This is a genomic window from Streptomyces sp. NPDC003036 (genome assembly GCF_040611175.1).
In the GTDB taxonomy this organism is placed as follows: domain Bacteria; phylum Actinomycetota; class Actinomycetes; order Streptomycetales; family Streptomycetaceae; genus Streptomyces.
In genome coordinates, this window is the sequence record NZ_JBEXNO010000006.1 from 133,168 (window position 1) to 147,144 (window position 13,977).

Below are 13,977 nucleotides of genomic sequence, written 5' to 3' on the forward strand. Positions count from 1 at the left end.
GTGACCAGCCACGTGAAGGAAACTTTCACCGCCGCCGTCCCCACGGCCCCCACCAGCCCCGCGGCAGCCGCCCCCGCTCCCGCCGCCCTCGCCGCCAAAGTCCGCACCCTCGCCCCCTCCATGACGCGCTCCATGCAGCGCGTCGCCGAAGCCGTCGCCTCCGACCCCGCCGGCTGCGCCGCCCTCACGGTCACCGGCCTCGCCGAGCTCACCGGCACCAGCGAGGCCACCGTCGTCCGCACCGCCCGCCTGCTCGGCTACCCCGGCTACCGCGACCTGCGCCTCGCGCTCGCCGGCCTCGCCGCCCAGCAGCAGTCCGGCCGGGGCCCCTCCGTCACCGCCGACATCGCGGTCGACGACCCGCTCGCGGACGTCGTCGCAAAGCTCGCGTACGACGAGCAGCAGACCCTCGCCGACACCGCCGCCGGCCTCGACACCGTCCAGCTCGGCGCCGCCGTCACCGCGCTGGCCGCCGCCCGCCGCACCGACATCTACGGCGTCGGCGCCTCCGGCCTCGTCGCCCAGGACCTGGCACAGAAGCTGCTGCGCATCGGGCTCGTCGCGCACGCGCACAGCGATCCGCACCTCGCCGTCACCAACGCCGTCCAGCTCCGTTCCGGTGACGTCGCCATCGCCATCACCCACTCGGGCTCCACCGGCGACGTCATAGAACCGCTCCGCGTCGCCTTCGACCACGGCGCGACGACCGTCGCCATCACCGGCCGCCCGGACGGCCCGGTCTCGCAGTACGCCGACCACATACTCACCACCTCGACGGCCCGCGAGAGCGAGCTGCGCCCCGCCGCCATGTCGTCGCGCACGAGCCAACTGCTCGTCGTGGACTGCCTCTTCACGGGCGTCACACAGCGCACGTACGAGACGGCCGCACCCGCTCTCGCCGCGTCGTACGAGGCGCTCGCCCACCGCCACACCCCCCGCACCCGCTGAAAGAGCAGAGCACGATCAGATGAACCCCTCCGAGCTCGCCACCCTCACCACGGAAGCCTTCCGCCCCGACCTCGCGGACGTCGACCGGCTCCCCACCGCCGAGATCGCCCGCCTGATGAACGCCGAGGACCAGTCCGTCCCGACCGCCGTCGCCACGCAGCTCCCCCGGATCGCCGCCGCCATCGACGCCACGGCCGCCCGCATGGCCCGCGGCGGCCGCCTGATCTACGCGGGCGCGGGCACGGCCGGGCGCCTCGGCGTGCTGGACGCCAGCGAGTGCCCGCCCACCTTCAACACCTCCCCCGGCCAGGTCGTCGGCCTCATCGCGGGCGGCCGTACGGCGATGACGGAGGCGGTCGAGGGCGCCGAGGACTCCAAGGACCTGGCCGCCGAGGACCTCACGGCCCTGGAGCTGCGCGCCGACGACACGGTGGTCGGCGTCTCCGCCTCCGGCCGTACGCCGTACGCCGTCGGCGCGGTCGAACACGCCCGTACGGCGGGGGCCCTGACGATCGGCCTCTCGTGCAACCCGGGCAGCGCGCTCGCGGCGGCCGCCGACCACGCCATCGAGGTCGTCGTGGGCCCGGAGTTCGTGACGGGCTCGACCCGCCTGAAGGCGGGCACGGCACAGAAGCTCGTCCTCAACATGATCTCGACGATCACGATGATCCGCCTGGGCAAGACGTACGGAAACCTCATGGTCGACGTCCGCGCCTCCAACGCCAAGCTCCGCGCCCGCTCCCACCGCATCGTCGCCCTCGCGACCGGCGCCCCGGCCCCCGCCATCGACGCGGCCCTCGCCGCCACGGACGGCGAGGTGAAGCCCGCGATCCTGACCCTCCTCGCGGACGTCGACGCGGAGACGGCGGTCCGCCTGCTGAAGGAGACGGACGGCCACCTCCGCGCCGCGCTCGACGCCCACCCCTAGGGGCGGAACGGGTGGGCGCAACCCACCACCGGCGTGCAGCCGCCGTGCGAACGCCGACCGAGTTGGCACCATCCGCGCATGACCGCACCCGCCAGCCCCCGCACCACGGCCGAGGCTCTGCTCCCCCTCCTCGGCGGCGCCGACAACATCACCTCCGTCGCCCACTGCATGACCCGCCTCCGTCTCACCCTCCGCGACCGCGCCCCCGTCCAGGACGCGGAGATCAGAAAGCACCCCGCCGTCCTCGGCGTCGTCGAGGACGGCGACAGCTACCAGATCGTGCTCGGCCCCGGCACCGTCGCCCGCGTCACCCCCGAGTTCGAGGCCCTCCTCCTCCAGGCCCGGGGCACCGCGATCAAGGAGGCGCAGAAGGCGAAGAACGCCACGCCCCTCAAGCTGCTCCTCCGCCGCGTCGCCGCCATCTTCGTCCCCCTCATCCCCGCCCTCATCGGCTGCGGCATCATCGCCGGCCTCAACGGCCTCCTCGTCAACCTCCGCCTGCTCCCCGCCCTCACCCCCGCCCTCGCCGCCATCGCCTCGGGCTTCATGGCGCTGATCGCCGTCTTCGTCGGCATCAACACCGCCAAGGAGTTCGGCGGCACCCCGGTCCTCGGCGGCGCGGTCGCGGCGATCATCGTGTACGCGGGCGTCGCGAACGTCCACGTCCTCGGCCACGCCCTCGCCCCGGGCCAGGGCGGCGTCCTCGGCGCCCTCGCCGCCGCGCTGCTGGCCACCCGCGTCGAGAAGTGGTGCCGCCGCCGCGTGCCCGAGGCCCTCGACGTCCTCATCACCCCTACCCTCACCGTCCTCGTCGCCGGCCTCGTCACCCTCTTCGGCCTGATGCTGCTCGCGGGCGCGGTCTCCCACGCCATCGGCACCTTCGCGGACTGGCTCCTCACCCACGCGGGCGCCGCCGCCGGATTCATCCTCGGCGGCCTCTTCCTCCCGCTCGTCATGCTCGGCCTGCACCAGGCCCTCATCCCCATCCACACCACCCTCATCGAGCAGCAGGGCTACACCGTCCTGCTCCCCATCCTCGCCATGGCGGGCGCGGGCCAGGTCGGCGCGGCAGCGGCCGTGTACGTACGGCTGCGCCACCGCACCGACCTCCGACGCACCATCAAGTCCGCGATGCCCGCGGGCCTCCTCGGCGTCGGCGAACCGCTCATCTACGGCGTCTCCCTCCCCCTCGGCCGCCCCTTCATCACCGCCTGCGTCGGCGGCGCCTTCGGCGGCGGAGTCGTCGGCCTGTGCGGCATGCTCGGCGCCAAGGTCGGCTCGACGGCCATCGGCCCCTCCGGCTGGGCGCTGTTCCCGCTGCTCAACGGCGACCAGGGCCCGGCCGCGCTCACGACGGTCGCCATCTACGCGGCCGGTCTCCTCACCGGTTACGTCACCGGCTTCCTCGCCACCTACTTCTTCGGCCTCGACAAGGCCACCCTCACCCCCGACGTCACCTCCCCACCACCTGCTCCCTGATCGCCACGCGCCCCTTCCTGATCGTCGCGACCCTCGGCGCCCGCCGCGCCAGCGCCGTGTCATGGGTGACCATCACGAAGGTCAGGCCGTTCTCCTCCCACAGCCCTTCCAGGACGTCCATGATCTCGTCGCGCGTCGATTCGTCGAGATTGCCGGTCGGCTCGTCCGCGAGCAGCACCGCGGGCCGCTTCACCAGCGCCCGCGCTATGGCCACGCGCTGCTGCTGCCCGCCCGACAGCTCCCCCGGCAGGTGGCCGCGCCGCTCCCCGAGCCCCACCGACGCCAGCGCCTCCGCCGCCCGCTCGCGCCGCTCGCGGGTCCGCAGGCCGGGCAGCGGGACGAGCGCGGTCTCCACGTTCTCCTGCGCCGTGAGCGTCGGCACGAGGTTGAAGCTCTGGAACACGAACCCGATCTTCTCCGCCCGTACGCGCGTCAGCCGCGCCTCCGGCAGTGTGGCCAGGTCGATGCCGTCCAGCACCACACTGCCCTCCGTCGGCCGGTCCAGGCCGCCGAGCATCTGCAGCAGCGTGGACTTGCCGCCGCCCGTCGGCCCCTGGATGACCAGCCGCCCGCCGTCCTCGATGACCAGGTCCACGCCGTCCAGCGCCTGGACGGTCTCCTTGCCGCGCCGGTACCGCTTGGTGACGCCCCTGAGCTCGTACATCTACTCTCAACTCCAGTCGAACGTAAGGAAGGTGCGGTTACGCGACGCGGCGCAAGGCGTCCGCGGGCCGCAGGCGGGCCGCGCGCCACCCGCCGAACGCGCCCGCGACGAGCCCGCCCGCGACGGCGAGGCCGACGGCGAGCGCCACGGTCGCGGCCGACACGGGCGCCGTGAGCGCGATGTCGAGCGCCCGCGTGCCCGCCTCACCGCGCAGGGGCCCGGGCCCGCGCCCCGCGCCCACCGCGCCGAGCTCCGCCGTGAGCGTCGGCCCGAACGCCGTGATCGCCCACGCCCCGGCCAGGCCCACGCCGATGCCGAGCACGCCGCCTATCAGCCCGTGCACCAGCGCCTCGCCGACGACCTGCCGCGTCACCCGGCCGCTCCGCCACCCCAGCGCCTTCAGCGTGCCGAACTCCCGCACCCGCCTGCTTACCGCCGACGACGTCAGCAGCCCCGCCACCAGGAACGCCGCCGCCAGCACGACCACCGAGAGCCACTTGCCCACGCCCGAGGCCAGGTCGGAGGCGGTGGACAGCGACCCGGAGACCGTGTCCGCGAGGTCGGCGGAGGTCGTCACCGTCGTCCCCGGGATGTTCTGCTGGATCGCGCCCTTGACCTCCTCGATCCGCTGCGAGTCGGCCGCCCGGACGTACACGGTCGTCACCTTGTCCTCGGCGTCCGCGAGGCTTTGCGCCTGCGCGAGCGGCAAGTAGACGTTGGCGGCGGCGTCGCCGCTGTCGGCGGTCGCTATCCCGATGACGCTGTACGCCGTCCCGGAGACGGTGAGCTTCCCGCCCACGCCGAGCTTCTGCTCCTTGGCGTACGCCGCGTCGACGACGGCGACCTTGGAGTTCGCCTCGCTCGCCGTGAACGTCCGCCCGGAGGTTATCTTCGAGGACGTCAGCGGCCCGAGCCCCAAGTGCGCCACGTCGGTGCCGTACACGCTGTACGAGTCGACGCCGAACGCCGCCCCGCCGCCCTGCACCTTGCCGCCCCCGGCACCGCCACCGCCGCCCGCGCCTCCAGGCGGCCCCTCGGGCCGTATCTCACCCCGCTTGAACTCCCCGTCCACCTTCATCACACGCAGGCTCAACCCGCCGACGGCCTCCGCGACCCCGTCCTGCTTCCCGACCTGCGCGACCGCCGAAGACGCCAGGGTCTCGAACCCCTGCACCATGACGACGTCCCGGCTCTGCTGCTCGTCCCCGGCGTCGAACTCGAACCGCGGTTTCCGTACCGTCCCGTCGTCCCCGCCCTCCCCCGGCGGAGCGGCGGACTTGGTGACGGTCATGTCGGTCCCGAGCCCGTACAGGGACTGAAGGACCTTGCCCTGGGCCTGGTTCATCCCGGCGGCGACCGCGCTCACGACGATCACCAGCGCGATCCCGAGCGCCAGTCCGGAGGCGACGACGAGCGCCGCCTTCCTTCGGCGGCGCAGCTCGCGCCGGAGGTAAGTGAAGAACATGCCAACGAACGTAAGGAGCGCGGGTGATGAAGGCTTAAGCCCGCGATGAGAGTCCGATGAGAAGAAAAGAAGTGGAGAAGAGGAATCGGGTCTGCCGTTTCAGCGGCAGGAGGGCGGTCACCCGAAGAGAAACCCCCGACGAACTCTCGACGACACTCTCAGGGAGACCCTGATGGACAACTGGCGTACCGCCGCGGCCTGCCGGCACGAAGACCCCGACCTGTTCTTCCCGATCGGGACCAGCGGGCCGGCCATGCTCCAGACCCAAGCCGCCAAGTCCGTCTGCCACGGATGCCCGGTACGCGAACCGTGCTTGCAGTGGGCGATGGACAACGGCCAGGAGAGCGGCGTATGGGGCGGCCTGAGCGAGGACGAACGTCGAGCGCTCAAGCGCCGCTCCCGCAACCGCAGCCGCGCGGCGAGCGCCCGCCGCTGAGGCCTAAGGCGCCAGTCTCCACTGCCGGTTGAGCTGCCGTACCCGCTCCCTCAGCACCTCTCTCGGCGGTGCCGGGCTCAGCACCTCGGGCGGACAGTCCCACTCCCGGCCCCCTCCCGGCGGACGCAGCTGTACGTAACCGCCGACGTGGCCCATCACCTGACCGACGCGCCCGCTCCGGCCGTCGATCACGTACTCCCCCGCCTTCACCGGCGCACCTCGTGGAGAACGGCGACCAGCCTCATCGCCGTATCGAGGTTGCAGCGCCCCAGATCCACCAGCGGGTACGGCGCCTCACTCGACGCGGTGACCGGGTCCACCGTCAGGGACGGCAGCACGACCCCCAGCTCCCGCAGCTCGCTCCGCAGCTGGTCCACCACTTCCTCGGCCGCCCGCAGCCGCTCCGCCGATCGCAACTCCATGACCTGCCACCTCCACGCTGAGTATTCGGCTTCTGTACACAGAGTGGTCGACTTGGGGCTAGCCTGAACATATATGGGGCCCAACAACCCCATCTGTGCTAACGGGAGTTGACACATGCCCCGTCCTAAGGATCTGGATCCGTTCTCCTCGCCCCGCGCACTCATCGGCAAGGAGCTGCGCCACCTGCGCGAAGCCGCAGGTCACAGCCAGGACTCGCTGGGCGAGTTGCTCTTCGTGAGCGGATCGTTCATCGGCCAGCTGGAGCTGGGCATCCGCCGGATCCAGCCGGAGATGGCGGTCCGCCTCGACGAGATCCTGGGCACGAACGGCTTCTTCGTCCGCAACTGCGGGGCACCGAGCAAGTCGAAGTACCCGGACCACTTCGCGGAGGCGGCGGAGGCGGAAGCGATCGCTGTGGCGATCAAGGAGTACGCGCCGCAGCTGATTCCGGGGTTGTTGCAGACAGAGGCGTACGCGAGGGCGGTGTTCCGTGGCGGACGCCCCACCGCCACCGAAGACGCCATCGACCACCTGACCCAAGTCCGACTCGAACGCGCTCAGGTGCTCGATGATCCAACAAGGCCGGTGTTCTGGACGGTCCTGGACGAGGCAGTGCTTCGCTGCCAGGTCGGCGGCCCGGCGGTGATGGCTGAAGCCCTGCGCCACGTCGCGCAGTTCGCGCGGCGCCACCGGATCATCGTGCAGGTGGTTCCCTTCTCGACAGGCGCGCACATGGCGAGCGAAGGCGCCCTCAAGTTGATGGCCTTCGACGACGCTCCCCCGCTCGCGTACCTCCAGGCGCTGGGCACCGGACGACTGGAGGATGACCCGGCCACGGTCAAACACTACGAACTGTCCTACGATCTGCTGGGGGCCAGCGCACTGTCACCCAAAGAATCCCTGGCCCTGATCGAATCAGTGGCGGAGGATTACGCCCATGAAGATCGAAATTCTTGAGTGGCGCAAGTCCAGCTACAGCGACGGCAGCGGCGGCGACTGCCTCGAAGTCGCCGCCTGGCGGAAGTCGACGTTCAGCGGGGCCAGCGGCGGCGACTGCCTCGAAGTCGCCGACGGCAACCCCGACCTCGTCCCCGTCCGCGACTCCAAGAACCCGCACGGCCCGAAGCTCGTGTTCCGGGCGGCGGCCTGGTCGGCCTTCGTGGCGGACCTCAAGCAGTAAGCGGAGGGCCCCGAGGCCGATCGTCAGGCGTCGGGGTCCATCCGCCACTCCAAGAGCGCCTTCAGGTTCCGCAGGTCCTTGCGGTTCGCGTACCGCACCGCGGGCTCGGCGAAGCGGTGGCCCGGGCCGCCGCGGTTGCGGAGGGTCATGCGGGTGCGGGTGCCCTCGGAGCCGTACGGCTCCCAGGTGTAGGTGGTCTCCATGTCGTACGGGCCCTCGGTGGCCCGCATGACGAGGCGCTGCTCGGGCTCGTACGCGACGATCTCGTACGTGTAGACCCAGCGCCGTCCGAGGAAGCGCGCGATGAAGGTGACGCGGGAGCCGACCTCGACGGCCGCAGAGGGCGGCGGCGTCTGCCACTCAACAGAGACGATGTTGGCGTACCACTCGGGCGCGTTCGAGGGATCGGCGGCGTACGCGGCGACCACGTCGCACGGCGCGTCGATCACGATCTCCGTCAGGACGTCGACGGCCATATCTCCAGCGTAGGCCCGAGGCTTGAGCCGCGAGGGTCGAGCCCTCTTCACAGGATTGGGTCTATGGGTCTGGCTTTGAACCCGCCCACCCACCCGGCGCGTTGACCCTCCGCATGCGATTTGCCACACAGCGTGGCGACGCTCTAGCGTGCCCGCATAACGAACAACCCCCGCAAGGTGCTAGCAACACCTGCGGGGGTCTAGCCATCGAGATCGAATCGAGCGATCCCATGGATGACGAAGAGCTTAGTGTTGCCGCGCACCCCCTCGCGAGCCCCGGCTACGGCAAGCGTTCCGCGCCTGGCCAGAAACCGCCGACGAGCAGTGACTTCGCGCACCTGCCGCCGCGCGAGGCGTCCATCGCCGGGTACATCGACAGGTTGACGGACGGCGCGGACATCTCCGTGAAGACGCTGGCGAAGGTGCTCCCGGCGTACGGACAGTGCGCGCTGCGGACGGCGCTGAACAACCTGGTCCGCGCGGGCCACCTGCGCCGGGGGCGTGAGCACACGCTCGGCGATGGCCCCCAGCAGTGGGTGACGCGGACGTGGTGGTCCCGGACGGCGCGGGACGACGAGTGGTGGGCGGCGTTCCAGCGGGGGGACGTACCGGAGGACAAGCCGCCGCGGCAGAAGCTGTCGCGCGCGTACGTCCTGCTGGCGGCCCTGGGGCGCGAGGCGCCGATGATGTCGCTGTCCGCCGTGGAGTGCTCGGTGCTGGCGCCGCTGGTGAACGAGTGGTTCGAACGCGGGGCGACCGAGCAGCAGGTCCGGATCGCCCTGACGGCCGGGCTCCCGGAGGTCGTCCACCGCCCGCTCGCCCTGGCCCGGACCCGCCTGACGACGAAGATCCCGCCTCCCCGTACGGAGCCGTACCGCCCACCGCTCCGCATCCTGGAGTGCGCCCGCTGCGGCGACCCGGCCCGCCCGGAGGCCCTCCGCGACGGCGAATGCGGCCCCTGCCGAGGCGAGGCGGTACCGCGCCCCCGCACGACCCTGCCCCCGGCCGAGGTCCACGCCCGCGCGGCGGCGGCGAAGGCGGCGGCCGGTCTGCGACCCGAAAGGAGCCATGCATGAGCCCTGGCACCGCAGGACGTCCCCAGATGTCCATCGACGAGTTTCGAAGAGCTCGCCCGCCGAGCACCGGAAACCGTCACACTCGAATTCATCAACGGACAGCTCAAGGTCAAGCCACCGGCTGACGGCAACCACAGCGAAATCCTCATGTGGCTGCTCCACCAGTGCATGCACCACCGCCCCGACCTGGACCTCTACCCCGGGAGGCGGCTCATGACCGAAGGGCACCGACGGGGACGGGCCAAGCCTGACGGCGCCCTCGCGCCTGTGGGCCATTTCGCCGGACATGGCGAATGGTCGCGACACCGTCGAACTGCCCGACCCCGTCACCGTCACGCTCGCAACCGAGAAGCTCAAGGACTACGCGGGCTGAGCTCCTGTTCCTCGCTCGTCCGTCGGCATCAAGAGGGAGCGCTGCCGACGACTTCCGCCAGCTCGTCAGCCGACTCAGGGGTCAGACGGTAGAACCCCTGAAGACTGACCGAGCGCTCGAGACGGCCATCCACCACGTACTTCAGACCGCGGGTCTGGCCTCGGCGGTTACGCCAGGTGAGCCTCGCAAGCAGTTCACCGGGGATCGGCACGTCGAAGCGTACGGGCGTGGCGTCCACGTGCACCGCCATGGCGCCGCAGCCACCGGCGCCGAGCATCGACCAATCGCCGTGCCCGGGAAAGGCGGGGTCCTCCCACGTTGCCGGGGGCGTCCCGCAGCAGTCTCGCCGTTTTATGTCGATCATCCGCATCCGGCTCACCACGAAGACCTCGCACCGGTTGACGTGGAGCGCGTACACCTCGTCCCCGGCACGAGCACCCGTCCACGCGGGCAGGGAGGAATGAACACCGCTGAATGCGACCGGCGGCCGCTGGCCGACGCGGCCCGCCTTGCGCAGGGCACGGCATGTGTCATGGGTCCACAGGACGGTGAAGGCATCAGACATGCGGTGATCCTATGAACGGGGTCTGACAGCCTCCCGCGCCGGACACTGCTGGTCGCCGCCCTGACATGACCCCCGGCCCACACAACGCGCTAGCCGGTATGGCCAAGCGGCGAGGCCGCTTCGCGTGCGTCGATGAGCTGGTCCCAGTGCTCCGCCGCCCAGGTGCAGGCTGCGGCCATGGGGACAAGGAGGCTGCGGCCGAGCGGGGTCAGGTCGTATTCGACCCGGCGCACCGGCTCGGCGTGGACCGTGCGTGTGACGAGGCCATCACGCTCCAGCGCACGGAGCGACTGCGTCAGCACTTTGGCCGTGATGCCGTGCAGCGGGATCCGCAGCTCCGAGAACCGCCGGGGTCCCTGTTCGAGGCAGCGGATGATCATCCCTGACCATTTGTCGCCGAAGCGGATCGGTGGGAGATCGGACGGGCAGACCGGGTCGAACATGTCGGGATCCAGTGGCTCAGGCACCGCCACACAGTAGCCGGTATCTCCTTGGTAACCAGGGCCTTTTCTATCGTCCGGGGAAGCGGTCGGCGTTCAGGCCCGGCCCGTAGATGTTCGAGGGAAGCCATGAGCCAGATCATCATCTTCGGCGCCGGCGGCAGGGCCGGTCGGGCCGCCGTCGCAGAGGCCCGCAGCCGTGGCCACCAGGTCACCGCGGTCGTGCGTGACCCGGCCAAGTACCCCGATCTGCGGGCTGTGGACGGCGTACGGACCGTCGCGGGCGATGTCACCGATGCCCCCAGCGTCGCCCGGCTGTCCGTCGGACACGATGCCGCGATCAGCGCGGTCTACGATGCCGCCGCGCAGCCCGAAGCCTTCTTCGCCCACGCATCGCGTGCCCTCCTCGACGGCCTGGCGGAAGCCGACGTGAACCGACTGGTCGGGGTTGGCCTCGCCTCGGTGCTGGAGACCGCCTCCGGAGCCCTCCTCATGGACACGCCTGGCTATCCCCAGGACTACCGTGCCTTTTTCCTGGGACACGCGGCAGGCACGGACGTGCTGCGCACCGTGGCCTCTGGAACCTCTGGATTGGACTGGCTGGTCCTCAGCCCGGCGGGCGACTTCGACCACGGCGGTGCCCGCACCGGCAGGTACCGGACGGCGCCGGCCGAGGTCAGCAGCCGTATCTCCTACGCCGACTTCGCGATCGCGTTGCTCGACGAGATCGACGATCCGCGGCATCACCGCACGCACGTCGGCGTCGAGGCCGGCTGATGGGCAGGCAGGAGGAAATCACCGACAGCCCGAACGAGTGGGTGGCACAGCACATCCGCCACTACCTCGAGACGAACGGCCAAGCCAGACCAGGCATGAACGACCTGCTCCTGACGACCCGCGGCCGCAAGTCCGGAAAGCTGCGCCGCACGGCCCTGGTCCACGTGCGGGATGGCGAGGACCGCTACATCGTCGCCGCTTCCAACGCCGGAGCCGATCAGCACCCGGCCTGGTACCTCAACCTGACCGCCAACCCGAACGTCACCGTCCAGATCGGCGCGGAAACCTTCCCCGTGGCCGCAAGGACCGCCACGCCCGAGGAGAAACCGCGGCTGTGGGCGCTCATGGTGGCGGCCGTTCCGGCTTACCAGGGCTACCAGGAGGCGACCAGCCGCGATATCCCGGTAGTGATCCTCGACCGCACGTACTGATCGTCTGTGGTCCGGTGGTCCGCTGAGACCTAGACTGCCGGTCTCCGACAGACGCATGGGGTGGGGGAGTTCGCGTGTCGAGGCAGGGGAACGACGAGGACCGGACTGGCGACAGAGCTACCCCGAACTTGTGGCGGGCGCTGTTGGGCGTACTGATCGTGGGGGGTGTCCTGCTCGGCATCGTGATCGGTCTCGCCTTCATGTTCATGGGGAACAGCGGCTACATGCCGTGGTTCTCCTTGAAGCCGGTCTGGGAGGCCCCGCCCGAGCGCGAGGACTCCGGCCGCGGCAACGGCTCTTTCCCGATGGGCGAGACCCTGATCCGCAGCCGCGTCGACGGCGTCGCCGCCTTCGATCTCGGGACGGGCGCGAAGCGCTGGGAGTACCTGGTGCCGCGCCGCTCCGACGTCTGCGATGTCACCGAGCCCGACGGCTCCGTCGCCCTGGTCTCCTTCGGCGTGGAGGGCAGCACGGAGTACGGCGACCTGGAGCCGGGCAAGGGCTGCACCGGTGTCATCGCGCTCGATCTCACCAACGGCCGTGAACTGTGGCGCACCACCCGCGTTCCGGCGTCCAACGGCCTGGACGACGCCTACGGCCTCACCGCCGTCGGCGGCGGACTCGGCGTGGTCCTCGACGGCGACGACCGCCCGCTCATGGGCATCGCCGTTCCCGGCTCGCACGCCCTGCGCGCGTACGACCTGCGCACCGGCACCGCGCGCTGGCAGGCCGCGATGCCCAAGGGGTGTGTCCCGGGCCAGGTGACCGTCGCGCCGAAGCAGGTCCTCGCCGCCGTCCACTGTGACGGCGAGGTGAAACTCGCCGCGTTCGACCCCGCCGACGGCACGGCGCGGTGGACGGTGCCCCTCGACGCCCGGCGGGGCGTGGAGGCGGCGGCCGTGGGCTTCATGTCCGCCGACCCGCTGGTGGTGTCGGTTCAGGACGAGGACGACAGCGGGGTACGGGCCATGCTCGCCTTCGGACCGGACGGGCGCCTTCAGTCGCGGATCGACGACGTCGGCGACCACGGCAACATCGCGCGGGCGATCGTCTCCGACGGACGGCTCATCACGCTCGCCTTGTACCGGGGCAAGCAGTCCACGCTGGAGCGGCTCGTCGCCTTCGACCTGGCGACCGGCCGGGAGCTGTGGCGGGAGGACCTGGGCGGCGGCCTCGAGGTCGACGACCTGGAGGTGAAGGGCGACCGCGTGATGGTCGTGGCCACCTCCCGGAAGTCCGACGACCGCTTCTTCGTCTTCGACGCCGCCACGGGCGACGAAGAGGAGGACCGCGGCATCCGCGGCGGCTGGGGCAGCGCGACCCTGTACGCCTACAAGGACCGGTTCATCGCCGTCCGCTGGGGCGCGGGCGAGCCGCCCGTCATGGCGTACGAACGCTGGTGACGTGCGGAAGTCGCTGGTCACGCGCCTTGGCGCATCTCCTGGAGCATGGCTGGCGCCGGCGTCTGCTGATGGCGCAGGCCGTCACGGAAGCGCGGGCCCATACTTGCCGGCCCCGGTCGAACAGCAGTGGGGCCCCGAACAGAGGGTGACAGTCCGGTGCTGTGCCAGGTGTACGCGTCCGGGCATGCCTACGGCACGGAACCGCGCTCGGCCACCCACTCCACCGGCTGCCCGGTGATGGCAGCGATGTGGTCGAAGTCCCCGTCGTAGTGCAGCACCGTGACCCCGTGGCGCTCGGCCGTGGCAGCGATGAGCAGATCCGGGATGGACGCCTCCCGGTGCATTCCCTTCTCCGCGAGGAGACCCTGTACCTCGATGGCCCGCGCACCGATCTCGTCCGTGATCGGGAGCCACTCGAACCCCTTCCGGACCGACCGTCCAGCCGCGTGCTCCATGGCGTTGCGGGCGCTGAAAAGGATCTCCAGGTCGATCACACAACAGGTGGCGACCAAGCCCCGCTGGACCAGCGGCTGAAGCACGGACTTGACCGAAGGGTGCCTCGCGCGCGCCCAGGCGCTCTTGTCGACCAGGTACCGCGCTACTGCCACGCCTTAGCCATCACTTCCGGGTCCCCGAGGTCGGCGAAGGCACCGTCCTCCAGCATGTCCATGAAACGCTGCCGCTTGGCCGCCGCCACGAACTCCGCCAAGGCTCCGTTCACGGTGGCGCGCTTGGTCGTGGTGCCCAGTATCTCGGCAGCCTCCGCCACCAGTGCATCATCCAGCTCGATCATGGTGCGGGACATCGGCGCCTCCAGGCATATGGTTCAGGCGGATCCTTATGCATAAGGGTAAGCGCGAACGCCCGAGGGCGGCACCCCCACTGCTGGGAGTGCCGCCCTCGGTTCCGTAAC

General features: G+C 70.9%; 18 protein-coding genes. 10 read left to right on the forward strand and 8 right to left on the reverse strand.

From position 1 onward, the window contains the following. The first annotated feature begins 12 nt into the window (after positions 1-12). The 3 genes from ABZX67_RS06690 (at position 13) to ABZX67_RS06700 (ending at position 3,355) form a co-directional block, all read left to right on the forward strand. On the forward strand, positions 13-948 hold the full coding sequence (locus ABZX67_RS06690) for a MurR/RpiR family transcriptional regulator (RefSeq protein WP_355355675.1): 936 nt from the start codon (positions 13-15) through the stop codon (positions 946-948). Positions 949-967: 19 nt separating this feature from the next. Further along, positions 968-1,876 (forward strand): N-acetylmuramic acid 6-phosphate etherase, encoded by a 909-nt coding sequence (gene murQ / locus ABZX67_RS06695; protein ID WP_355355547.1) that lies wholly within the window; start codon positions 968-970, stop codon positions 1,874-1,876. Positions 1,877-1,954: 78 nt separating this feature from the next. Beyond that, positions 1,955-3,355 (forward strand): PTS transporter subunit EIIC, encoded by a 1,401-nt coding sequence (locus tag ABZX67_RS06700; RefSeq protein ID WP_355355549.1) that lies wholly within the window; start codon positions 1,955-1,957, stop codon positions 3,353-3,355. On the opposite strand, the gene ABZX67_RS06705 is transcribed toward ABZX67_RS06700, so the two are convergent. Next, on the reverse strand, positions 3,330-4,019 hold the full coding sequence (locus tag ABZX67_RS06705) for an ABC transporter ATP-binding protein (RefSeq protein ID WP_355355551.1): 690 nt from the start codon (positions 4,017-4,019) through the stop codon (positions 3,330-3,332). The two genes, ABZX67_RS06700 and ABZX67_RS06705, sit on opposite strands and share 26 nt — an antisense overlap. Positions 4,020-4,056: 37 nt before the next feature. Next, positions 4,057-5,484: an ABC transporter permease gene (locus ABZX67_RS06710; protein WP_355355553.1), complete on the reverse strand. Its 1,428-nt coding sequence runs from the start codon at positions 5,482-5,484 to the stop codon at positions 4,057-4,059. 172 nt (positions 5,485-5,656) lie between these two features. On the opposite strand from ABZX67_RS06710, the gene ABZX67_RS06715 reads away from it, so the two are divergent. Beyond that, positions 5,657-5,920 (forward strand): WhiB family transcriptional regulator, encoded by a 264-nt coding sequence (locus tag ABZX67_RS06715; RefSeq protein ID WP_355355555.1) that lies wholly within the window; start codon positions 5,657-5,659, stop codon positions 5,918-5,920. Between the two features lie 206 nt (positions 5,921-6,126). Here the strand turns inward: ABZX67_RS06715 and ABZX67_RS06720 are convergent, their stop codons facing one another. Next, positions 6,127-6,342 carry a hypothetical protein gene (locus ABZX67_RS06720; RefSeq protein ID WP_355355557.1) on the reverse strand — a complete coding sequence of 72 codons (216 nt, stop codon included), beginning with the start codon at positions 6,340-6,342 and terminating at the stop codon, positions 6,127-6,129. 115 nt (positions 6,343-6,457) lie between these two features. Between ABZX67_RS06720 and ABZX67_RS06725 the strand changes: the two genes are divergently transcribed. Next, on the forward strand, positions 6,458-7,300 hold the full coding sequence (locus ABZX67_RS06725) for a helix-turn-helix transcriptional regulator (RefSeq protein ID WP_355355559.1): 843 nt from the start codon (positions 6,458-6,460) through the stop codon (positions 7,298-7,300). Then, positions 7,281-7,523 (forward strand): DUF397 domain-containing protein, encoded by a 243-nt coding sequence (locus tag ABZX67_RS06730; RefSeq protein ID WP_355355561.1) that lies wholly within the window; start codon positions 7,281-7,283, stop codon positions 7,521-7,523. The genes ABZX67_RS06725 and ABZX67_RS06730 overlap by 20 nt, the downstream gene beginning before the upstream one ends. A 23-nt stretch (positions 7,524-7,546) precedes the next feature. On the opposite strand, the gene ABZX67_RS06735 is transcribed toward ABZX67_RS06730, so the two are convergent. After that, a complete protein-coding gene (locus ABZX67_RS06735) occupies positions 7,547-7,999 on the reverse strand; it encodes an SRPBCC family protein (protein WP_355355563.1) in 453 nt (150 codons plus the stop codon). Positions 8,000-8,229: 230 nt separating this feature from the next. Between ABZX67_RS06735 and ABZX67_RS06740 the strand changes: the two genes are divergently transcribed. After that, positions 8,230-9,075 carry a hypothetical protein gene (locus ABZX67_RS06740; protein WP_355355565.1) on the forward strand — a complete coding sequence of 282 codons (846 nt, stop codon included), beginning with the start codon at positions 8,230-8,232 and terminating at the stop codon, positions 9,073-9,075. Positions 9,076-9,476: 401 nt separating this feature from the next. Here ABZX67_RS06740 and ABZX67_RS06745 read toward each other — a convergent pair whose 3' ends face one another. Then, on the reverse strand, positions 9,477-10,013 hold the full coding sequence (locus ABZX67_RS06745) for a hypothetical protein (RefSeq protein ID WP_355355567.1): 537 nt from the start codon (positions 10,011-10,013) through the stop codon (positions 9,477-9,479). 89 nt (positions 10,014-10,102) lie between these two features. Next, on the reverse strand, positions 10,103-10,480 hold the full coding sequence (locus tag ABZX67_RS06750; protein ID WP_355355569.1) for a helix-turn-helix domain-containing protein: 378 nt from the start codon (positions 10,478-10,480) through the stop codon (positions 10,103-10,105). A gap of 102 nt (positions 10,481-10,582) precedes the next feature. On the opposite strand from ABZX67_RS06750, the gene ABZX67_RS06755 reads away from it, so the two are divergent. The 3 genes from ABZX67_RS06755 to ABZX67_RS06765 all read left to right on the forward strand — a co-directional run bounded on the left by ABZX67_RS06755 (position 10,583) and on the right by ABZX67_RS06765 (position 13,064). Beyond that, positions 10,583-11,230 (forward strand): NAD(P)H-binding protein, encoded by a 648-nt coding sequence (locus ABZX67_RS06755; RefSeq protein WP_355355571.1) that lies wholly within the window; start codon positions 10,583-10,585, stop codon positions 11,228-11,230. Beyond that, on the forward strand, positions 11,230-11,661 hold the full coding sequence (locus tag ABZX67_RS06760) for a nitroreductase family deazaflavin-dependent oxidoreductase (RefSeq protein WP_355355573.1): 432 nt from the start codon (positions 11,230-11,232) through the stop codon (positions 11,659-11,661). Before ABZX67_RS06755 ends, ABZX67_RS06760 begins: the two co-directional genes overlap by 1 nt. A gap of 143 nt (positions 11,662-11,804) precedes the next feature. Next, complete coding sequence (locus ABZX67_RS06765; RefSeq protein ID WP_355355575.1) at positions 11,805-13,064, forward strand: PQQ-binding-like beta-propeller repeat protein; 1,260 nt, start codon at positions 11,805-11,807, stop codon at positions 13,062-13,064. A gap of 188 nt (positions 13,065-13,252) precedes the next feature. On the opposite strand, the gene ABZX67_RS06770 is transcribed toward ABZX67_RS06765, so the two are convergent. Both ABZX67_RS06770 and ABZX67_RS06775 read right to left on the reverse strand, forming a co-directional pair. Continuing rightward, on the reverse strand, positions 13,253-13,672 hold the full coding sequence (locus tag ABZX67_RS06770; RefSeq protein ID WP_355355577.1) for a PIN domain nuclease: 420 nt from the start codon (positions 13,670-13,672) through the stop codon (positions 13,253-13,255). Then, on the reverse strand, positions 13,663-13,869 hold the full coding sequence (locus ABZX67_RS06775; protein WP_355355579.1) for a type II toxin-antitoxin system VapB family antitoxin: 207 nt from the start codon (positions 13,867-13,869) through the stop codon (positions 13,663-13,665). Before ABZX67_RS06775 ends, ABZX67_RS06770 begins: the two co-directional genes overlap by 10 nt. Positions 13,870-13,977 lie beyond the last annotated feature (108 nt).